Source organism: Kribbella caucasensis (genome assembly GCF_004361855.1).
In the GTDB taxonomy this organism is placed as follows: Bacteria; Actinomycetota; Actinomycetes; order Propionibacteriales; family Kribbellaceae; genus Kribbella; species Kribbella caucasensis.
In genome coordinates this window covers 402,402-422,040 of the sequence record NZ_SNWQ01000002.1, presented here as the reverse complement: position 1 = coordinate 422,040, position 19,639 = coordinate 402,402, and the positions used below count along the sequence as shown (strand labels likewise).

The window sequence follows — 19,639 nt, the reverse complement described above, 5'->3', positions numbered from 1 at the left end:
AGCGCGGCCGTAACAGCACTCCCAGACGAGGCGGTGGGCGCGGCGGCGGGGTCGGGCGGGGTGCAGGTGGGGTCAGGCGAAGTCGCCGGCGTTTTGGCGGAGGGGTTCGAGGACGGACCAGAGCATCTTGAGTTGGTCGTCGGTGAGTCCGCGGAGGGCGAAGTCGGCGGCGACCAGATCGGCCGTCGCCCGCTCGACCAGTTCGCGGCCTTCGGGCGTGATCTCGCACAGGACGGCGCGACCGTCGTCCGGGTGCGGCGTCCTCGTCACCAAGCCGGCGGCCTCCAGCCGGCGCACAATCGACGTCACCGACGTCGGGTGCACCTGCAACCGCTCCCCCATCTTCCCCAGCGGCAACGACCCCCGCCGCGAGAACGTCAGCAGCACCAGCGCCTCGAACCGGGCGAAGCTCAGCCCGTGCTTCTTCAGGATGTCGTCGAGTTCACCGATGACGATCTGCTGGGCGCGCATCAGCGAGGTGACGGCCCGCATCTGCTCCACCGCACCCCAGCGCCGGCCCCACTGCCGCGAGGCCTCGTCGATCGGGTCGAACGGCAGCGGTTTCTTCCTCGCCATGCCGGAAGGTTATCCGCCACACCCCCCAATACGTCACAGGCGCGTTGACCCCACGGGTCAGTCGTCGTGGTCCGGGTCGGTCCAGTTGGCGCGTTCGCTGTTGAAGATGGACTTGGAGCTGCCGCCGACGCGGGTTTGGGTGTGGGAGGTGGCCGGCCGGGTGGAGATGGTCGTGGTGACCTCCTGTGCGGAGTCCATCCCGATCGGGCCGGTGCCGTCGTCGTCGGAATCGTCGTCGTCGCCCTGGACCACGTCGACGCTGGCGGAGGCGCGCAGGCCGGTGCGCTGGATGACGCGCTGGATGGTCAGGTCACGGTCGTCGGGGCGGCTGACGAACTTGATCTCGCGGAAGCCCTGATCCTGCGCGGCGGACTCGAAGATGAAGTGGCCGTAGCCGAGGATCCGGCCATTGATCGGTTTGACCAGGGTGATATCGAGGATCCGGGCGATCGGGGTGGTCGCGACGGTCTGGGAGAAGACGCCGCGGATCCGCATCACCCGCATGTTGGTGACGACGAACCGGTCCCGGTGCTGGGTGAGGAACTGCCAGAACGCGTGCGTCAGCAGCACCAGCACGATCGCCAGCAGCACGCCCGCGCCACTGAGCGACATCCAGAGCATCGTCGCCAGCAGCGCCGCGGCCAGGACGACCTCGAGCATCGGCACGGTGAACACCACCCAGTGGTGCCGCACCTCGTCGATGACGACCTCGCCCTCGTCCGAGATCAGATGGCGCCGGACCTTCGGGTCGAAGATCCGGAACAGGCCTATTCCGGCCATCCACTCACTCCCCTGTTCACCCCGCTGTCACGACCTCTACGAGCAAGTGTCCCGCACGGCGGCGCGGTGCGGGACACTTGACGCGAAGCTCAGTTGAACAGCGCGGTCAGGAAGGTGATTACGCTCCCGAACGCGGAACCGACGGCCGAAAACGCACCGCCCACCGCGTTCGCCGCATTCGTCGGCTGAGTGAACAGATAGAAGCCGGCAAAGGCGATCACTGACCAGATCAGCAACTTCTTCGGCATGTCACCACTCCTCGCTCGCAACCATTCGGTCGACTGTGTTGTATCACGGACGGTCACCAATTGTCACTGATTGAACACAGCCCACAGCACGATGCCCACCAGCTACAAGACCCATTCTGTAACGGATCGAGGGGCACGGCACCCAGCGGCGCGCCGCCGTGAGACGAACATCGCTCCAGGGCCGACGAGCACCGATGTGACAGAGAGTGTTCAGCTGTCGCAGCGGTCCGTAATCAAACGTATCAAAGGGCGTCGATCAGCTCGTCCGCGGCCGAGTACGGATCGGTCCCGCCGGCCGCCACCTTGGCCGCCAGTACGTCGAGTCGCGCGTCCCCGTGCAGATGGGCGAACCGCGCCCGCAGGGCTGTCATCGCGATCGCCTCGATCTCGTCCCGGGCCCGGCTCCTGCGCCGCTCCTCCAGTACGCTGTTGGCACGCATCCAGGCGAGCCGATCATCGATCGCCGCGACCACTTCGTCGACGCCTTCACCACGACTCGCCACGGTCTTCAGGATCGGCGGCGACCACGCGTCGGGGGACCGTTCGGCCAGTGCGAGCATCGCCCGCAGATCGCGGGTGACGTTCTGCACGCCGTCGCGATCCGCCTTGTTCACAACGTAAATGTCGCCAACCTCGAGGATGCCCGCCTTCGCCGCCTGGATCCCGTCGCCCATCCCCGGCGCGAGCAAAATCACCGTCGTGTCGGCCATCCCTGCGATCTCCACCTCGGACTGCCCGACGCCGACCGTCTCCACCAGGACGACGTCGAACCCGGCCGCGTCGAGCACCCGCAACGCCTGCGGAGTCGACCACGCCAGCCCACCGAGATGACCCCGCGACGCCATCGACCGGATGAACACCCCGGCATCGGTCGCGTGGTCCTGCATCCGCACCCGGTCGCCCAGCAACGCGCCACCCGAGAACGGCGACGACGGATCGACCGCGAGCACCCCAACGCGCTTCCCAGCCTTCCGGTACGCCGTGACGAGCGCCGACGTGGACGTGGACTTCCCCACCCCCGGCGACCCCGTGATGCCGACGATGTGCGCCTGACCCGCATGCGGCGCCAGCGCGGCCATCACCTCACGGAGCCGGGGCGAAGCGTCCTCGACCAGCGAGATGAGCCGCGCGACGGCCCGGGGCTCCCCGGACCGGGCGCGCTCGACGAGTTCGGCGACGGGGGCGGCGGTACTTCGTGGCATCAGGTCAGTATCGGCTCGCCGTCAGCCGGCGGCCGGTACCCGGACGATCAGCGCGTCGCCCTGGCCACCACCACCGCACAGCGCGGCCGCACCGACCCCGCCGCCACGCCGCTGCAGCTCCAGCGCGAGGTGCAGCACGACGCGGGCGCCGGACATGCCGATCGGGTGGCCGAGCGCGATCGCGCCGCCGTTGACGTTCACCTTGTCCTCATCGATCTTCAGCTCACGCGCGCTGGCGATCCCGACGGCCGCGAACGCCTCGTTGATCTCGACCAGGTCCAGCACCGACGGGTCGATGCCCTCCTTCGCGCAGGCCTTGGCGATCGCGTTGGCCGGCTGGCTCTGCAGCGACGAGTCCGGTCCGGCGACCGAGCCGTGCGCGCCGATCTCGGCGAGCCAGGTCAGCCCGAGCTCCTCGGCCTTCGCCTTGCTCATCACGACTACGGCACACCCGCCGTCGGAGATCTGCGAGGCGGAGCCGGCCGTGATCGTGCCCTCCTTGCCGAACGCCGGACGCAGCTTGGCCAGCGATTCGGCAGTGGTGTCGGCGCGGACACCTTCGTCGGCGTCGACCACGAGCGGGTCGCCCTTGCGCTGCGGTACCTCGACCGGGACCACTTCGTCGGCGAAGACGCCGTTCTTCCAGCCGGCCGCGGCCCGCTGGTGCGACCGGGCGCTGAACTCGTCCTGCTCCTCGCGGCTCAGCTTCTCCCGGTCGGTGTTCGCCTGCTCGGTGAGCGACCCCATCGCCTGGTCGGTGAACGCGTCCCACAACCCGTCGTACGCCATCGAGTCGACCAGCGTGACATCGCCGTACTTGAATCCCTCGCGCGACTTCGGCAGCAGGTGCGGCGCGTTCGTCATCGACTCCATCCCGCCGGCCACGACCACGTCGTACTCGCCGGCGCGGATCAGCTGGGAGGCGAGGGCGATCGCGTTCAGCCCGGACAGGCAGACCTTGTTGATCGTGATCGCGGGCACCGACATCGGGATGCCGGCCTTGACCGCGGCCTGCCGGGCGGCGATCTGGCCCGCCCCGGCCTGCAGCACCTGGCCCATGATCACGTACTCGACCTGGTCCGGCGAGACCCCGGCCTTCTCCAGTGCGCCCTTGATCGCGAAGCCACCGAGGTCGGCGCCGGAGAAGCCCTTGAGGCCACCCAGCAGCCGCCCGATCGGGGTCCGCGCACCGGCGACTATGACGGTTTCGTTCTGCGAGCTACGAGTGGCGTCAGACATGTCTGTCACGATACCTGCGACAGCACTGGTACGCCCCTGTCGATCAGGTCACACGTCGGCGGGGTTTGCCCGTCGGCGTCATCGGCAGGGCCGCCACGAAGTGCACGATCCGCGGCACCTTGGCCGGCACCAACCGCGTCCGCGCGTAGGCGATCAACTCCTCCGCCCGCAAAGGAGGCACGTCCTCCGCCCGCAAAGCAGCTTCGCCCGAAGGCCGCCGTACGACGAACGCCTCCAACCGGGCGCCGTACTCCTCGTCGGGCACGCCGTCGACCATCACCTCGGCGACCGCGGGATGCCCGAGCAGCACGTCCTCCACCTCGGTCGGGAACACGTTCTCGCCGCCGGTCACCACCATGTCGTCGGCCCGCCCGTCCACGAAGAACCGCCCGGCCGTGTCGTAGTGCCCCAGGTCCCCCGAGTCCGCCATCCCGCCGAGCCGCGCGCGCCCACCACCACCGGCGTACTGCGCGAACTCCAGCCGGCTCGCGACGCAGAGATGCCCGATCTCCCCAGCCCGCAAGGGTTTTCCGCTCTCGTCCAGTACCGCGACGCGCACACCGGCCGCGGGTCGACCGATCGTGCCGGGCGCCTCGGCCAGGTCGGCCGGCGTCGCGATCGTCGACCAGCCGTCCTCACTCGATCCGTAGAGATTGAAGACCACCGGCCCGTACGACGAACTCAACCGCGCCGCCACAGCCGGATGAAGCGACCCTGCTCCGCTGACGACAGCACCCGGCTCAGCCGGTGCGCCGGCCCGTTCGATCCGAGCGAGCACAGGCGGTACGCCGACCAGCAGGCAGCCCGGGTGAGCCCGCACGAAATCCGCGATCTCGGCCGGATCCAGTCGGCGCCGCAACACCACGGGCATCCCGAAAGCCAGCCCCAACGCAAGAAACCCCAGCCCGAACCCGTGGAACAACGGTGGCGTCACCACCAATGGAACTCCGGCCGAGATCGGCAACAACCGCACCATAGTCGTGATCGGAATCCCCTGCGCTGACCGCACCCCACCACGTTCGACCCCCTTCGCCGAACCAGTGCTCCCGGACGTCATCAACACGATCTGCCCGCGTCTCCCCCGCCGCCCGCCTGATACGTCGACAGGAGGTGACCGCGGATCGAGCAGCACCACATCGGCGTTCCGCCGCAGCGCGGCCGCCACGGCGATGACGAACGACCGATGGTTGGGCTCCCGGATCTCGACGCGCCCCAGGTCTGGCGGCAACTCCCCCGCATGGGAGGCGACGAGTTGCTCGAGTTCGGCGTACGTGAGCGGCCCGTCGTCGTCGAGCAGCGCGACCTCATCAGGCCGACGGGCCGCCGCAATCGCCACCAGCGCGGCCAACGTGAGCCCGTCCCGCTGAAGGATCCGGACGACCCGAGGCCGCCAGACCGGGACCCCACGAAGCAGCCGCGCCAGCCCGATCGCCCCGTCCCCAAGCAGCCGCGGCGACCCGATCGCGCCGACACCAAGCGACCGGCCCCGCATCACGTCCTCCCGGTGATCCGCAGTACCCGGGCCTGGCCCGCCTCATAGGGGCCTTGGGCAACATCCGCGACCAGCCCGGCCAGCCGCACCCACCACGGGATCAGCACCCGCGGCCGGTACACGAGCGCCCGCCCGATCACCTCCGCCGCCCCGTCCACCGTCAACCCGGGCAGCCTCGTGCTGTACGTCGGCGCGCTCATCGCCGTGTGTACCAAGGGAAAATGGATCGACGTCGTCGCCACCCCGTCCACCCGGATCTCCGGCGCCACACACCGCAACCAAGCTTCGAACGCCGCCTTGGAAGCCGTGTAGACGGCCCAATGCGCCGACGGCAGATCCACCGTCAACGAGCTCACATTGACGACGTGACCGCCGCCCCGCGCCCGCATCTGCGGCAGCAATCCCGACACCAGCCGCACCGGACCGAGGTAGTTGACCGCGTTCGTCCGGGTCACGTCGTGGAACCGATCGGCGGTGTCGGCCAGCGATCGCCGGATCGACTTGCCCGCGTTGTTCACGACCACATCGACCCGGCCGTGATCCGCGAGCACCTCCTCGACCAGCCGGTCCACCTCCGCCGGCTCGGCCAGATCGACCCGGTACGCCGACGCCCGCCCGCCGGCCGCCATGATCCGGTCGGCGACAACGGTCAACTCGTCAACCCGCCGGGCGGCGAGCAGTACGTTCGCGCCGGCACCAGCCAGCAGTTCCGCAGTACGGGCGCCGATCCCGGACGACGCACCGGTGACCAGGACGACGCGGTCACCCACGGCCGCCTCCAGCCGTGCCGAGGCGACTCGCGACCAGGACGGCCCGAGCAGCAGCCGGTAGATGTCGTTCGTCACGTTCATGGAATCAACCAGTGTCGCATCGGCCACTTTCCATGGCGTCCAACAACAGGTTGGGCCACTCTGGCGGCATGGACCACTTGACCGCCACCAAGACCCTTTTCGAGGCGATCGACCACGTCGGCATCGCCGTGGCTGATTTCGACGAGGCGGTCCGGTTCTACGCCGAGACGTTCGGGATGACGGTCGACCACGAGGAGACCAACGAGGAGCAGGGCGTTCGGGAGGCGATGCTCTCGGTCGGCGGTTCCGGTTCGTCGATCCAGTTGCTCGCGCCGCTGTCTGACGACTCCCCGATCGCGAAGTTCCTCGACCGATCCGGCCCCGGCATCCAGCAGCTGGCCTACCGGGTCCGCGACCTCGACGAGGTGTCCGCGATCCTGCGCGACCGCGGTGTGGTGTTGCTGTACGACGAGCCGCGGCGCGGCACGGCCGGCTCCCGGGTGAACTTCATCCACCCGAAGTCCGCGGGCGGCGTTCTGGTGGAACTCGTCGAACCCGCCCACTCACACTGAGTAACAATATTGGCAAAACTCGCCGAAACTGGTCACAACGTGTGAGTGCGGAGCTAATCTGTTGGGGTGCTGATCGAGAGCGCCACCGATGCTCCGCACCAACTGCCTGCCAGGTTCCAGCACGACGCCTTCGTCTACACCAGCGACGAGGACTTCGTTCGCCAGGCGGCGCCGTACCTCCACGACGGACTGGCCGCCGGTGAGACGGTCGTGGCCGCCCTGCCCGAGAGCTGGAACAGCATCCTGCGCAAGGAGCTCGGCGGCGCGGCGGCCCACGTGGTCTTCCTCGACATCGCCCAGCTCGGCCGCAACCCGGCCCGGCTGATCCCGCTCTGGCGCAAGCTGCTCGACCAGGCCCCTGGCATCCCGATGCGCGGGCTCGCCGAACCGGCATACCAGGGGCGGACCAAGGCCGAGCTGACCGAGGTCGTGCTGCATGAGCTCCTCCAGGACGTGGCGTTCCAGGACGCCGACTCGTTCCGGCTCCTGTGCTCGTATGCGGCGGCGGTCGAGGTCGAGTCGCACACCTCCGGCGATGCAGCCCGGGCGGACGCCGAGACAACGTTCCGTACGCCGCTGCCCGGCGTACCGGATCACGCGGAGCGGATGGAGTTCGGGCTCGCCGAGCTGGGCGACGTACGGCGCCGTGCGAACGCGGCGGCGCGGGCTGCGGGGCTGTCCAACGACCGGGCCGACGATCTGGAGTTGGCGCTGCACGAGATCTGCACGAACAGCGTCCGCTTCGGCGGAGGACGCGGTACGGCTTCCTGGTGGCTCGAAGACGGCGCGCTGATCTGCGACGTCGCCGACCACGGGCGGATCGACGACCTGCTGGTCGGACGCGTCCTGCCTCCGGTCGACCGGCTCGGCGGTCGCGGGGTCTGGCTGGCCAACCAGCTCTGCGACCTGGTCCAGCTGAGGTCCGGCGACGACTTCACCGAGGTCCGCCTGCACACCTGGTCACGTTGACATCGAAGGCCAACCACGGCATAAGACCAGTAGCTTCGGTGGACTGGAAAAGTGACGGTCGTCTCACCGGCCCCGAACTGTGTCACAAGGCACAGCCACGCGGGCATACTCGACGGTAAGTTCCGCTCACCGACCGCCGTTCCTGGAGGTTTTGACGTGAAGCAGATCCTCGACGCGATCCTCGCCGGTGACAGTGCCGCCGTCGGTGAGCTCCCGGTACCCGACCACTACCGCGGGATCACTGTGCACGCCGACGAGTCGACGATGTTCGAGGGGCTGAGCACGAAGGAGAAGGATCCGCGCAAGAGCCTCCATCTCGAGGACGTACCGACCCCGGAGCTCGGTCCCGGCGAGGCCCTGGTCGCTGTGATGGCGAGCGCGATCAACTACAACACCGTCTGGACGTCGATCTTCGAACCGGTCTCGACGTTCGCGTTCCTAAAGCGGTACGGCAAGCTCTCACCGCTGACCGCGCGACACGACCTGCCGTATCACGTGGTCGGATCGGACCTGGCCGGCGTCGTCCTGCGAACCGGGCCCGGTGTGAACGCCTGGAAGCCCGGCGACGAGGTGGTCGCGCACTGCCTGTCCGTGGAGCTGGAGTCGCCCGACGGGCACAACGACACCATGCTCGACTCGGAGCAGCGGATCTGGGGATTCGAGACCAACTTCGGTGGCCTGGCCGAGCTCGCGCTGGTCAAGTCGAACCAGTTGATGCCGAAGCCGGAACACCTGACCTGGGAAGAGGCCGCGTCGCCGGGACTGGTGAACAGTACGGCGTACCGGCAGCTCGTGTCGGCGAACGGCGCCAACATGAAGCAGGGCGACGTGGTCCTGGTCTGGGGAGCGTCGGGCGGACTCGGTTCCTACGCGACCCAGTTCGCGCTGAACGGCGGGGCGATCCCGGTCTGCGTGGTGTCGTCGCCGGAGAAGGCGGAGATCTGCCGGGCGATGGGTGCCGAGCTGATCATCGATCGGTCGGCGGAGGGGTACAAGTTCTGGTCCGACGAACACACCCAGGACCCGAAGGAGTGGAAGCGGTTCGGCGCCCGGATCCGGGACCTGACCGGCGGCGACGACCCGGACATCGTCTTCGAGCACCCGGGCCGCGAGACCTTCGGCGCGTCCGTGTACGTCGCCCGGCGGGGCGGCACGATCGTCACCTGCGCGTCGACGTCGGGCTACATGCACGAGTACGACAACCGCTACTTGTGGATGAACCTGAAGCGGATCATCGGCTCGCACTTCGCCAACTACCGCGAGGCATGGGAGGCCAACCGGCTGATCGCCAAGGGCATGGTCCACCCCACGGTCAGCCGGGTCTACCCGCTCGAGGAGACCGCGCAGGCGGCGTACGACGTCCACCGCAACCTGCACCAGGGCAAGGTCGCCGTCCTCACCCTCGCCCCGACCGAAGGCCTCGGCATCAGCAACCCCGAACTCCGGGCCGCCCACGAACCCCAGATCAACCGCTTCCGCAACCGCTGACCCCGGGCATCCCCGCCGCCCGCAACCAGCGGAACGTAGTACCAGGTGTACACCCGGTTAGGTGTGCGCCCCCGTGTTCTGACAGGCTTACGCTGGGGGATTCAACCGAGCCGCCAGAAGGGACACTCAGGGATGCCTGACGAGTCGAGCCTGCCGTTCTTCGACCGTACGGCGACCGCTGCCGGGGGCTTCCCCGTCGCGCGCCGCGGATACGACAAACATGCAGTGGACGACTACGTCCGCGCGCTCGAGGCGCAGCTCGCCGACGCGCGCAACCGGGTCGACGAGCTCCAGTCCGGTCACGCCCCGCTGCAGCGCCAGCTGGACGAGGCGAAGCGCCAGCTCGAGGCCAGCGCCAACCCGTCGTACGCCGGGCTCGGCGACCGCGCCGCGCAGATCCTCCGGCTCGCCACGGACCAGGCGTCCGAGGCGCTGGAGGAGGCCAAGCGCGAGGCCGAGGAGCTGCGTTCGACCGCGGCCAAGGAAGCGGCCGCGGTCCGCGCGACCGGTGAGCGGGAGGCCGAGGACATCCGCACCGTCGCGCTGAACGAGGCCGACAGTCTGCGCCGCAGCGCCGAGGGCGACGCCGCCGAGATCCGCCGTACCGCCGACACCGAGTCCGCCGAGGTGCTCGCGGCCGCCCGCCGCAAGGCCGAGCAGCTGCAGCTGACCGCCGAGTCGCAGGCCAGCACGCTGAAGAACGGCGCGCTGCACGAGGCGGAGAAGATCCGCACCGCGATCCAGCGCGAGTCCGCCGCCCTGCGCGCCCGGCTCGCCGACGAGCGCGAGCAGCAGGCCAAAGAGCTGGCCGACAAGCACCAGCAGATCGCGGCCGACACCGACAACCTGACCACCCAGATGCGCGAGGCCGCCGAGCAGTCCGAGCGCCGGGTCGCCGAGGCCACCGAGCAGGCGCGGAAGATCCGCCAGGAGGCCGAGGAGTCGGCCGAGCGGACGCTGACCCGGTCCCGCCGCGAGGCCGAGCAGGTGCTGACCGCCGCGCGGACCCGGGCCGAGGCCGAGCTGGCCAGCTCCGCCGACGAGGCCGAGCGATCCCGCACGATCATCGCCCGCGAGACCGAGCGGCTGGCCAAGCGCCGGGACGGCATCCTGGCCCAGATCGCCGGCCTGAACGACATCGCCAGCAACATCGCCCGCCAGGCCGCCGAGCTCGACTCGGAGACCGCGGCCCCGGCGTACAGCCCGTTCAGCACTCCCCCGGCCGCCCCGAGCCCGCTGTCCACGAACCCGCTGCCTTCGACGCCGCCGGTCGCCGGCCCGTCGAGCACCAGCCCCTTCGACCGGCCGACGGAAGGCGGTGGCTTCGGCCGACCGGCCGAGAGCAGCCCGTTCGCGCCGCCGCCGAGCTCGTACGCCGCGCCGACCGCGCACGCCGGGCCGACGTACAGCGAGCCCGCGTACGACGCTCCGCCGTCGAGCAGTGGTCCGTCGAGCAGTGGTTCGTCGTACCAGCCGGCCGAGTCCCCGGTCAGCGACTCGTCGCCGACGTCGGCCGCGGTGTTCAGCGGCGAGAGCCCGTTCGTCGGGAGCAGTGCGGGTAGTGCGCGGGTGGACGAGACCCGGATCGACACCGACCTGCGGGTGGATCCGGCGGTGCTGGACAAGCCCGAGGAGCGGCGGGACGAGACCAGGATCGACGAGTTCCGGCTCGACGACCTGATGAACGAGGACACCAAGGTGGGCGGCGAGAGCCCGTTCAAGCCGGCGTCGGACGAGGAGCCGCAGGCAGCCGAGGAACCGGAGGCGAAGGCGGCCGACGAGACGGACGGCAAGCCCGGCGATCTGGCCGAGTTCAAGGCTGACGACAAGGCTGAGGACAAGGGCACCGCCGACGCTGATGTCAAGGCCGACGAGGACGAGCAGTCCACGAAGGATCGGCCGTGACGCCTACCGGCGACGACAACTCCAAACGACCGCAGGACACCAGCGGCCCCGGCGGCAGTGCCGGGGCCGAGACCCAGGTCGCCGAGTCGCAGGACGCCGACACCCAGGTCGCAGACGTGCAGGAGGCGGCCGAGCAGGCGAAGGCCGCGGCGGAGCACGCCGAAGCCGCCGCCGACAAGGCCGAAACCCGCGCTGAACAAGCCGAAACCTCCGCCGGCCAAGCCGCGACGTCCGCGGATCAGGCGGAGGACTCGGCCGAGGACGCCGATGAGTCGGCCGACCACGCTGAAGCCTCGGCGAAGCATGCGGAGGTGTCGGCCGAGCACGCCGACGAATCGGCGGACGAGGCTGAGAAGGCCGAGGAGGAAGCGGAGCGGGACGGGAATCTGGTCAGCGAAATGCTGATCGAGGAGCGGCACCCGTCGGTGGGCATGGGTGCGCCCGGTCCGCCGTTGCGGCGTTCCAACCCGTTCGTCTTCGGCTTCTTCGCCGCCCTCGGCGTACTGGTCGCGTGGGGACTGTGGAACGCGCTCGGCCAGGCCAAGTCGGTGCTGATCCTGCTGGTCGTGTCGATGTTCATCGCTGTCGGCCTGAACCCGCTGGTCGAGTGGTTCATGCGCCGCGGCCTGAAGCGCGGTTTGTCGGTCGGCGTGGTGTTCCTGTTGATGATCCTCGCGGTCGCCGGTGTCGGTTTCGCGATCGTCCCGGTCGTCACCGACCAGATCAACAGCCTGATCCGGAACGCCCCCGAGTACTTCGACCTGCTCACCAAGTCCGAGACGCTGAACGAGCTGAACAATCGCTACAAGTTCATCGACAAGGCCACCGAGTACATCCAGGATCCCGCTCTGGCGCAGCGCGCGTTCGGCGGTGTCCTCGGGGTCGGCCGGGTGGTTGCGAACGCGCTGTTCTCGGCGTTCACGATCCTCATCCTGACGTTGTACTTCCTGGCCTCACTGCCGTCGGTGAAGCGGGCGGCGTACAGCCTGGTCCCGGCCACCCGGCGGACCCGGTTCTCGATCCTCGGCGACGAGGTGCTCAACCGGGTCGGCGGCTACGTCAGCGGTCAGTTCCTGGTCGCGTTGTGCGCCGGGTTCTTCATGTTCGTCTTCCTGCAGATCGTAGGCCTGCGCGAGTACGCCGTCGCGCTGGCGATCGTGGTGATGTTCACCGCGTTCATCCCGATGGTCGGTGGGCTGATCGGTGTCGTCATCGTCGCGCTGATCGGTTTCACCGACGGGCTCTGGGTCGGGGTCGCCTGCCTCGCGTACGGGATCATCTACCAGCAGATCGAGAACTACGTGGTCGCGCCGCGGATCATGCGCCGCGCGGTCGACATCCCGGGCGCGGTCACGGTGATCGCCGCGCTGCTCGGTGGCGCCTTGCTCGGCGTCGTCGGCGCGCTGCTGGCGATCCCGACCGCGGCCGCGATCCTGCTGATCATCCGCGAGGTCTGGGTCCGCAAGGCCGACGCCTCCTGACCCACGCAACGCCGCCGGGGCACCACAGGTCCCGGCGGCCGGTCGGCGTCAGGGTCCCGCGAGCTTGCTCACTTCCGGACCCTTGGGGTCGACGAAGGCGCAGGCTCGCGGGTACCCGGCCAGGCACCCGCGCATCGTCATCAGCGCCGTGTAGTAGTCGATGTACCGGAACCCGTCGGTCTCGCCCCGCGCGAACGCCTGGTGCCGGATCGCGCTGACCCACCGATAGAACGCCTCGTCCGGCACCGGCACGTACGCCGACGGTTCGAAGGACTCCATGTCCTCCGCGTTCTCGGCGTACAGGAACGTCCGTACGGCGTGCCGTGGCAGCTCGTGATCCATCGGGAGATCGGCCAGGTACCGGGCTCGTTCGGTGAGCCTCGCGGCGTGTACGTGATCGCGCAGCCGGCTGTGCTTCCAGTGCGTGATCACGGTGTCCGGCTGCTTCTCCCGGATGATCGTGGCCAGCTCCAGCGCCGCCTCATCGGTGTCGGGCAGGAACCCCTCGCTGTGCCCCAGCACCATGAAGTCCGCGCCGATCGCGGTCGCGAATGCCTCCCCCTCGGCGACCTTCTGCCGCTTGTACTCCGCCGGCGACAACCGCGGATGCCCCCGCTCCCCCGGCGTCAAGGCCACCAGCGTCACGTTCGCCCCTTCAAGCACCAACTGCGCCAGCACCGCCCCGGCCGCCAGGTCCATGTCCCCGATATGCGCCCCAACAGCAAGCACGGATCTCCGCACAGTCACCCACCTCCGAACCACCAACAACGGTCGGAAGGAAATTTACCCAATCCCGCCCCAATCCGGCAACGCCTAACCTCAGCACCCTTGGCCTCAGGCGGCTGGCGTGCATATGGACATGAGGTGGTCGGTGGTCGAGGCGTTCGGTTGGTGGGTTTCAGGCGTGGAGGGCTGTCGAGCGGGGGACTACCTCATGTCGATCGGTACAGGCCCCTCAGGTGAGGAAGGGGGTGAGGGTGGTTAGGAAGTCGTCCAGGCGTTCGGCGTGGACCCAGTGGCCGGCTTCGGGGATTTCGGCGTACTGGGCTTGGGGGAAGTAGGACTGGATGGTGGGGCGGTGGTCGGCGCGGACGTAGTCGGACTTGCCGCCGTAGATGAAGAGGGTGGGGCCGGTGTAGGTGCCGGTGACGTCGGGCCAGCCGGAGATGGCGGGGAGGGCGGCCTCGATCACCTCGAGGTTGGGGCGCCAGCGGGCACCGGACTCATCGAGGATCAGGTTCTGCAACAGGAACGCGCGGGTGCCGGGCGACTCGACCGCGTCGACGAGCTGGGCATCCACGTCGGCCCGCCGCTTGATGTTGGTGAGATCGGCGGAGCGCATCGCCTTGGCGTATTCGACGAAGGCCGGCGGGTAGGCGACCGGGGCGGCGTCGACGACGATGAGGCGCTCGACGACCTCAGGATGGGTGAGCGCGGTGAGCATCGCGGTCTTGCCGCCCATCGAGTGGCCGACCAGGGCGACCGGGCCGACTCCGAGGCCGGCGATCGTCTCCCTGACGTCCTCGGCCATCTCCGGGTAGCTCATCGTCGGTACGTGCGGCGAGCTGCCGTGGTTGCGCAGGTCGAAGGCGAACACCCTGTGCGAATCGGCCAGCCTACGGGCGGCCGTCATCCAGTTCCGGCCGGATCCGAACAACCCGTGCATCACCACGACCGGCGTACCACTCTCGCCGTACGACGTGACCGGAAGCTCCATCAGTTGCCTTCCCACTAATGACGGCGTTGCCAGCAGGCGGTGTGCCAGTGCCGCCGTTCGTCCAGCGACTGGCCGCCGCCGATCACCGCGAGCAGGCTCGGGTTCTCCGGCCAGACCACCACATGCGGCGTGTTCGGCAGGATCTGCTGGTCGCACCCCGGGCACCGGTACGCCTTGCCGGCGGCCGATCCACTGACCCGCCGGACGATCCAGTCCCCGTCGGAACGGCTCTCCCGGTCCTGGGTACCGCCGAGCAGCGGCCGGTCGCTGACCGGCCGCGTGTGCTTGGAGGGCCTTCGCCTTCGGGGTGACATGACACCCCGAGCCTATCGACCGGCTAAATCCGCCGGGCGACCGCGTACGCCGCAGACCAGGTCAGCGCTGTTCGCGGAGGTCCTCGCCGACGTCGTGCATGTGGCCGAGGCCCATCCGGTAGGACTCGATCAGCCCGGTGCTCAGGTACGGCATGCCGATCCGCTCGCAGTACCCCTGGACGATCGGGACCGCGAATCGCAGGTTGGCGCGCGGCATGCTCGGGAACAGGTGGTGCTCGATCTGGTAGTTGAGACCGCCCATCATCCAGTCGGTGACCAGGCCGCCGTTCACGTTGCGCGAGGTGAGCACCTGCTTCTCCAGGTGACCCCAGTCGCTGTCGTCATCGGGCATCTCCATGCCCTTGTGGTTCGGCGCGAACACGCTGCCGAGGTGCAGACCGAACAGCGCGTGGTGCAGCGCGGCGAAGGCGATCGCCTTACCCGGCGACATGATGAGGAACAGGGCACCGAAGTACAGGGTCAGGTGGGCGGCGATCAGCCCCAGCTCCAGCCGGGCCTCAGGACGCTTGAAACGGCCGATCAGGAACGAGATGCTCGACACCTTGAGGTTGAGGCCCTCCAGGGTGAGCAGCGGGAAGAAGATCTTCGCCTGGTGCCTCGTCAGCCAGCCGTACAGACCGGTGCGGCCCTCCGCCTGCTCCAGCGTCCAGACGAGGACGCCCTCGCCGACGTCCGGGTCCTTGTCGGTGTGGTTCGGGTTCGCGTGGTGGCGGTTGTGCTTGTCGTTCCACCAGCCGTAGCTCATCCCGCACAGCAGGTTGCCGTGCAGCCTGCCGATCAGGTCGTGCAGCTTCCGCGAGCTGCCGATCTGCTGGTGCCCTGCGTCGTGACCGAAGAACGCGGCCCGCGTGGTCAGGACGGCGAGCGGGATCGCCAGCAACAGCTGCAGCCACGAGTTGCCCAGCAGGATCACCCCGGCCCAGGTCGCCGCGACCAGCGTCACGTTCAGTGCGATCGCGATCACGTACGAGGCGGTCCGGCGTTCCAGCAGGCCCGCTTCCTTGACCTCGCGCAGCAGTGGGGCGAAGTCACTGCCCTTGGCGGTCCGGCGGCGGGTAGGGGCAAACGCAAGTGGCTGTGCCATCAAGGTCCTCATCTCGGGAGCGGTGGGGAGAGGCCTAGGCGTACAGCCGCGGCCAGCGTACAAGATCCACCCTCGTCGGCCCAGCGGTCGAGCACATGAGTGGTATCACCCGGATCCTGGGGGACTTATCCGCCTGGTGACGGTGGGTCTAGCACCACTGAGCCGGACCGCACCCTCAGTCATGATGGGAACTGCGGGGCCGCCCCCTGGGCCTACCACACGGGAGAAGACACGATGACGACCATCCAGACCACCGCGCCGGCGGTGCCGCCGATGCGGTTCCCACGGCTCGCGCAACCCTTCGTAGCGCTCGGGCTGGCGATCCTGGCGGAGCTCGGCATCGCCTTCTTCGTCCTGAACGTGGTCGCGGTGCCACTCATCGCGGTCTGGGTCGGGATCCCGATGCTGCTGGTCTTCGTGCCCTGCACCCGCTGGTTCGCGAACGGGCACCGGATGATCATGTCCAGCGTTCTCGGCGTACGGATTCCCAAGCCTTATCGCAAGCCGCCGATGCCAGGCGTGCTGATGTGGCTGCGGACCACGCTCGCCGACCCCGCCACCTGGCGTGACATCGCCTGGCTGCTGGTCAACGCTGTGATCGGTTTCACCCTGAACCTGCTGTCGGCCGTGCTGTTCCTGGCCTCGCTGTTCTACCTGATCTACCCGTTCCTGGTCTGGGTGACGCCGGACGGCGTGTTCGACCAGCCGTTCGGCGGGCTGTTCAAGCTCAACGTGGCGACCGCCTTCCTGATGGTTCCGCTCGGGCTGTTCGCGTTCCTGATCTGGTCCGCGTCCGGTGAGCGGTTGCTGAAGGCGAACGCCTACCTGGCCAAGTCGCTGCTCGGCCCGACCGAGAGCGCCCAGTTGGCGATCCGGGTCCGCGAGCTCGCCGAGTCCCGGGCCGAGACGGTCGACACCCAGGCGGCTGAGCTGCGCCGGATCGAACGCGACCTGCACGACGGCGCCCAGGCCCGGCTGGCCGCGCTCAGCATGAACCTGGGGATGGCCGAGGAGATGGTCACCCGCGACCCGGCCCAGGCCGCCGCGCTGCTGACCGAGGCCCGCGAATCAGCCAGTACGGCGTTGTCGGAGCTGCGCGACCTGGTTCGTGGCATCCACCCGCCCGTGCTCGCCGATCGAGGGCTGGAGGGCGCGGTCAAGGCACTGGCGATGAGCTGCCCGTTCAAGGTCGACGTCACCTTCGACGTACCGGGCCGGCCGCCCGCGCCGGTGGAGTCCGCGGCGTACTTCGCGGTCGCCGAGGCGCTGGCGAACGCGGTGAAGTACGCGGCCGCGACGAACGCGTGGGTCCAGATCACCCACGAGCAGGAGAAACTCCACATCCTGGTCGGTGACGACGGCGTCGGCGGCGCCGAGGTGAAACCCGGTGGCGGGCTGTACGGTATCGAGCGGCGACTGGCCGCATTCGACGGTACGTTGACGGTGGTCAGCCCGACCGGCGGACCGACCACCGTGATCATGGAGTTGCCTTGCGAGTCGTCATCGCTGAAGACCACGCCCTCCTCCGGGACGGCCTGATCCGGCTGCTGGAAGCCCACGATTTCGAGGTCGTCGAAGCCGTCGACAACGGCCCCCGGCTGGTGCCCGCGCTCGTCGAGCACCGGCCGGATGTGGCCGTCGTCGACGTCCGGCTGCCCCCGACCTTCACCGACGAGGGTCTGAAGGCCGCGATCGAGGCCCGTCAGAAGGTCCCGGGGCTGCCGGTCCTGGTGCTTTCGCAGTACGTCGAACAGCTGTACGCTCGCGAGCTCCTCACCGGCGGCGGAGGCGCGGTCGGCTATCTGCTCAAGGACCGGGTGTCGAACGTGGCCGAGTTCCTCGACTCGGTACGCCGGGTCGCGGCCGGCGGCACCGCGATGGACCCGGACGTGATCGGTCAGCTGCTGGCCCGCAACACCCGGGACGAACCGATCCAGCGGCTGACGCCCCGCGAGGCCGAAGTACTCGGGCTGATGGCCGAGGGCCGTTCGAACGCCGCCATCGCCGGCCGCCTGTTCGTCACCGAGAAGGCGGTCTCCAAGCACACCAACAACATCTTCGCGAAGCTCGATCTGCCGCCGTCGGAGGACGACAACCGCCGGGTGATGGCGGTGCTCACCTACCTCTCCTCTCGCTGACCCCGCGAGGCCTTGCCAAGGCCGTGACCGCGCGTGACCATCGGGTCAGGTGCACGGCGGTTCACGCCCGGTCTCGCTTGGCCAGAGGAGAGTCAGATGGCCGATATCGTGCAGTCGGAGAACACGTACCCTCTCGGTGTCAGCCGTCCGGACCTGGCGGTCCAGGACCTGCCGACCCCCGAGGAAGTCTTCAAGGTCAGACGGATCGGCCCGCGCGAACTGATCCAGTTCGCGATCGGCCCGAGCCTGATCGCACTCGGGATCTCCATCGGCAGTGGCGAATGGCTGCTCGGCCCGCTCAACGTGGGTCAGTACGGGTTCGTCGGCGTCGGCTGGATCATCACCGTGTCCGCGCTGCTGCAGACGTTCTACAACGTCGAGTGCGCCCGGTACGTCGTGGCCACCGGCGAGGTACCGGTCGTCGGCTGGGGACGGGTGCCGCCGGGCTGGTTCTTCTGGGTCCCGGCGTCGGTCTTCCTGATCATCTTCGCGTTCATCGCCGGCGGCTGGGCGGCGTCGGCCGGGCAAGGGGTCTATGCGCTGGTCCACGGCCGGGTCGCTGGTTCCGGTGACGCCGAGGAACCGAGGATCTACGCGATCCTGTTGCTCGTGCTGGTGTTCGCCATCACCGCGGCCGCCCGGCGGATCAGCCGTGCGCTGGAGCTGGCGAACTGGGTGATGGTCGTCTCGATCCTGGTCGGCCTGCTGATCATCGACATCGTGATCGTCCCCGGCCGGATCTGGTGGGACGGCATCAGCGGCTTCTTCACTCCGGCGGCGCCGCCGGACGGGATCTCGGCGACCCAGCTGGGCGCGCTGGCCGGCTTCACCGCGCTCGCCTCGGGCCTGAACTGGTACGTGATGGGCCACTACCGTGACAAGGGCTACGGAATGGGCCACCGGGCAGGTTATCTGGCCGGTATGCGCGGTGAGCGGAAGCAGTTGCTCGCCAGTGGTGTCACCTTCCCGGACGACGAGAAGAACCGCGGCTTGTGGCGACGGTGGTACCGGTTGCTGCTGACCGACATGTGGGGTGTCTTCTTCGTCGGCGCGATGCTCGGCATGCTGCTGCCGACCATCCTGATGACGCGCGCCGTGGAGATCAGCGGCGATACGCCGACGCAGGCCAACGTGCCGACGTTCGTCGCCGACGTGCTGAAGGGCGAGTACGGCAGCTTCATCTTCTACATCGCGCTGCTGATGGGCGTCCTGATCCTGTTCAGCACCCAGCTCGGCATCTTCGAGGCGATGGTCCGGGTCACCACTGACGCCTCCCACGCGAGCAGTTCCAGACTGCGGGCACGGATCGAGGGCGACCCGCGGAAGTTCTACTACCCGTTCATGCTCGTGCTGCTGGTGGTGATCTCGGTCATCATCCACCTGGCGCTGCCGGTCGGCCTGGTCCAGTGGTCCGCGAACATGTCGAACCTGGGCGCGCTGATCTATCCGTTCCTGCTGATGTACCTGAACAGCAAACTGCCCAGGCCGGCGCGTCCGCACTGGTGGCACTACGTGATCCTGGTGCTGAACTTCCTGTTCTTCGGGTTCTTCTTCATCAACTTCATCGCCGACTTCGTGGGAGATCCGCTGGTCACGTTCTGACTGGATGTCGAGAGCGCGCC

The 19,639-nt window shown here is 68.7% G+C and carries 19 protein-coding genes; 8 read left to right on the top strand and 11 right to left on the bottom strand.

From position 1 onward, the window contains the following. Positions 1-72 precede the first annotated feature (72 nt). From EV643_RS06055 to EV643_RS06030, 7 genes are all read right to left on the bottom strand, one after another. Entirely contained in the window at positions 73-576 is a 504-nt protein-coding gene (locus EV643_RS06055) for a MarR family winged helix-turn-helix transcriptional regulator (RefSeq protein WP_133798960.1), read from the bottom strand. Positions 577-633: 57 nt separating this feature from the next. Then, positions 634-1,356 (bottom strand): PH domain-containing protein, encoded by a 723-nt coding sequence (locus tag EV643_RS06050; RefSeq protein WP_133798959.1) that lies wholly within the window; start codon positions 1,354-1,356, stop codon positions 634-636. 89 nt (positions 1,357-1,445) lie between these two features. Then, positions 1,446-1,604: a hypothetical protein gene (locus EV643_RS44025; RefSeq protein ID WP_166665331.1), complete on the bottom strand. Its 159-nt coding sequence runs from the start codon at positions 1,602-1,604 to the stop codon at positions 1,446-1,448. A gap of 242 nt (positions 1,605-1,846) precedes the next feature. Next, on the bottom strand, positions 1,847-2,806 hold the full coding sequence (gene meaB, locus EV643_RS06045; RefSeq protein WP_133798958.1) for a methylmalonyl Co-A mutase-associated GTPase MeaB: 960 nt from the start codon (positions 2,804-2,806) through the stop codon (positions 1,847-1,849). Positions 2,807-2,827: 21 nt separating this feature from the next. Continuing rightward, a complete protein-coding gene (locus EV643_RS06040) occupies positions 2,828-4,045 on the bottom strand; it encodes an acetyl-CoA C-acetyltransferase (RefSeq protein WP_133798957.1) in 1,218 nt (405 codons plus the stop codon). A gap of 43 nt (positions 4,046-4,088) precedes the next feature. Beyond that, complete coding sequence (locus EV643_RS06035; protein WP_133798956.1) at positions 4,089-5,537, bottom strand: AMP-binding protein; 1,449 nt, start codon at positions 5,535-5,537, stop codon at positions 4,089-4,091. Continuing rightward, positions 5,537-6,388, bottom strand: coding sequence for an SDR family NAD(P)-dependent oxidoreductase (locus EV643_RS06030; RefSeq protein WP_133798955.1), 852 nt, complete (start codon positions 6,386-6,388; stop codon positions 5,537-5,539). Before EV643_RS06030 ends, EV643_RS06035 begins: the two co-directional genes overlap by 1 nt. 68 nt (positions 6,389-6,456) lie before the next feature. On the opposite strand from EV643_RS06030, the gene mce reads away from it, so the two are divergent. The 5 genes from mce (at position 6,457) to EV643_RS06005 (ending at position 12,743) form a co-directional block, all read left to right on the top strand. After that, positions 6,457-6,900, top strand: a complete 444-nt coding sequence (gene mce, locus EV643_RS06025; protein WP_133798954.1) for a methylmalonyl-CoA epimerase — start codon at positions 6,457-6,459, stop codon at positions 6,898-6,900. Between the two features lie 66 nt (positions 6,901-6,966). After that, a complete protein-coding gene (locus tag EV643_RS06020) occupies positions 6,967-7,869 on the top strand; it encodes a sensor histidine kinase (protein ID WP_133798953.1) in 903 nt (300 codons plus the stop codon). Positions 7,870-8,025: 156 nt separating this feature from the next. Continuing rightward, positions 8,026-9,357 carry a crotonyl-CoA carboxylase/reductase gene (ccrA, locus tag EV643_RS06015; RefSeq protein ID WP_133798952.1) on the top strand — a complete coding sequence of 444 codons (1,332 nt, stop codon included), beginning with the start codon at positions 8,026-8,028 and terminating at the stop codon, positions 9,355-9,357. Between the two features lie 132 nt (positions 9,358-9,489). Continuing rightward, the gene (locus EV643_RS06010) at positions 9,490-11,262 is read left to right on the top strand and encodes a transposase (protein WP_238165383.1); all 1,773 of its coding nucleotides are present in this window, start codon (positions 9,490-9,492) and stop codon (positions 11,260-11,262) included. After that, positions 11,259-12,743 carry an AI-2E family transporter gene (locus EV643_RS06005; RefSeq protein ID WP_133798951.1) on the top strand — a complete coding sequence of 495 codons (1,485 nt, stop codon included), beginning with the start codon at positions 11,259-11,261 and terminating at the stop codon, positions 12,741-12,743. The genes EV643_RS06010 and EV643_RS06005 overlap by 4 nt, the downstream gene beginning before the upstream one ends. Positions 12,744-12,791: 48 nt before the next feature. Here the strand turns inward: EV643_RS06005 and EV643_RS06000 are convergent, their stop codons facing one another. The 4 genes from EV643_RS06000 to EV643_RS05985 form a co-directional block, all read right to left on the bottom strand. After that, positions 12,792-13,484, bottom strand: coding sequence for a PIG-L deacetylase family protein (locus EV643_RS06000; protein WP_133798950.1), 693 nt, complete (start codon positions 13,482-13,484; stop codon positions 12,792-12,794). Positions 13,485-13,698: 214 nt separating this feature from the next. Then, on the bottom strand, positions 13,699-14,460 hold the full coding sequence (locus EV643_RS05995; protein ID WP_133798949.1) for an alpha/beta fold hydrolase: 762 nt from the start codon (positions 14,458-14,460) through the stop codon (positions 13,699-13,701). A gap of 14 nt (positions 14,461-14,474) precedes the next feature. Next, on the bottom strand, positions 14,475-14,774 hold the full coding sequence (locus EV643_RS05990) for an Rv1322 family protein (RefSeq protein WP_133798948.1): 300 nt from the start codon (positions 14,772-14,774) through the stop codon (positions 14,475-14,477). Between the two features lie 61 nt (positions 14,775-14,835). Then, positions 14,836-15,879: a fatty acid desaturase family protein gene (locus EV643_RS05985; protein ID WP_133798947.1), complete on the bottom strand. Its 1,044-nt coding sequence runs from the start codon at positions 15,877-15,879 to the stop codon at positions 14,836-14,838. Positions 15,880-16,113: 234 nt separating this feature from the next. Between EV643_RS05985 and EV643_RS05980 the strand changes: the two genes are divergently transcribed. The 3 genes from EV643_RS05980 (at position 16,114) to EV643_RS05970 (ending at position 19,619) form a co-directional block, all read left to right on the top strand. Further along, positions 16,114-17,418: a sensor histidine kinase gene (locus EV643_RS05980; protein ID WP_133798946.1), complete on the top strand. Its 1,305-nt coding sequence runs from the start codon at positions 16,114-16,116 to the stop codon at positions 17,416-17,418. Next, positions 17,370-18,017, top strand: a complete 648-nt coding sequence (locus tag EV643_RS05975; protein ID WP_133798945.1) for a response regulator — start codon at positions 17,370-17,372, stop codon at positions 18,015-18,017. Before EV643_RS05980 ends, EV643_RS05975 begins: the two co-directional genes overlap by 49 nt. Positions 18,018-18,113: 96 nt before the next feature. Beyond that, positions 18,114-19,619, top strand: a complete 1,506-nt coding sequence (locus tag EV643_RS05970; RefSeq protein ID WP_133798944.1) for an Nramp family divalent metal transporter — start codon at positions 18,114-18,116, stop codon at positions 19,617-19,619. The last annotated feature ends 20 nt before the right edge of the window (positions 19,620-19,639 follow it).

What these genes read in the sequence shown, in the direction of transcription:
- EV643_RS06055 (WP_133798960.1), bottom strand. Translation starts at nt 576, where the DNA reads ATGGCGAGGAAGAAACCGCTGCCGTTCGACCCGATCGACGAGGCCTCG.
- EV643_RS06050 (WP_133798959.1), bottom strand. Translation starts at nt 1,356, where the DNA reads ATGGCCGGAATAGGCCTGTTCCGGATCTTCGACCCGAAGGTCCGGCGC.
- EV643_RS44025 (WP_166665331.1), bottom strand. Translation starts at nt 1,604, where the DNA reads ATGCCGAAGAAGTTGCTGATCTGGTCAGTGATCGCCTTTGCCGGCTTC.
- meaB (WP_133798958.1), bottom strand. Translation starts at nt 2,806, where the DNA reads ATGCCACGAAGTACCGCCGCCCCCGTCGCCGAACTCGTCGAGCGCGCC.
- EV643_RS06040 (WP_133798957.1), bottom strand. Translation starts at nt 4,045, where the DNA reads ATGTCTGACGCCACTCGTAGCTCGCAGAACGAAACCGTCATAGTCGCC.
- EV643_RS06035 (WP_133798956.1), bottom strand. Translation starts at nt 5,537, where the DNA reads ATGCGGGGCCGGTCGCTTGGTGTCGGCGCGATCGGGTCGCCGCGGCTG.
- EV643_RS06030 (WP_133798955.1), bottom strand. Translation starts at nt 6,388, where the DNA reads ATGAACGTGACGAACGACATCTACCGGCTGCTGCTCGGGCCGTCCTGG.
- mce (WP_133798954.1), top strand. Translation starts at nt 6,457, where the DNA reads ATGGACCACTTGACCGCCACCAAGACCCTTTTCGAGGCGATCGACCAC.
- EV643_RS06010 (WP_238165383.1), top strand. Translation starts at nt 9,490, where the DNA reads ATGCCTGACGAGTCGAGCCTGCCGTTCTTCGACCGTACGGCGACCGCT.
- EV643_RS05995 (WP_133798949.1), bottom strand. Translation starts at nt 14,460, where the DNA reads ATGGAGCTTCCGGTCACGTCGTACGGCGAGAGTGGTACGCCGGTCGTG.
- EV643_RS05990 (WP_133798948.1), bottom strand. Translation starts at nt 14,774, where the DNA reads ATGTCACCCCGAAGGCGAAGGCCCTCCAAGCACACGCGGCCGGTCAGC.
- EV643_RS05985 (WP_133798947.1), bottom strand. Translation starts at nt 15,879, where the DNA reads ATGGCACAGCCACTTGCGTTTGCCCCTACCCGCCGCCGGACCGCCAAG.
- EV643_RS05980 (WP_133798946.1), top strand. Translation starts at nt 16,114, where the DNA reads ATGACGACCATCCAGACCACCGCGCCGGCGGTGCCGCCGATGCGGTTC.
- EV643_RS05970 (WP_133798944.1), top strand. Translation starts at nt 18,114, where the DNA reads ATGGCCGATATCGTGCAGTCGGAGAACACGTACCCTCTCGGTGTCAGC.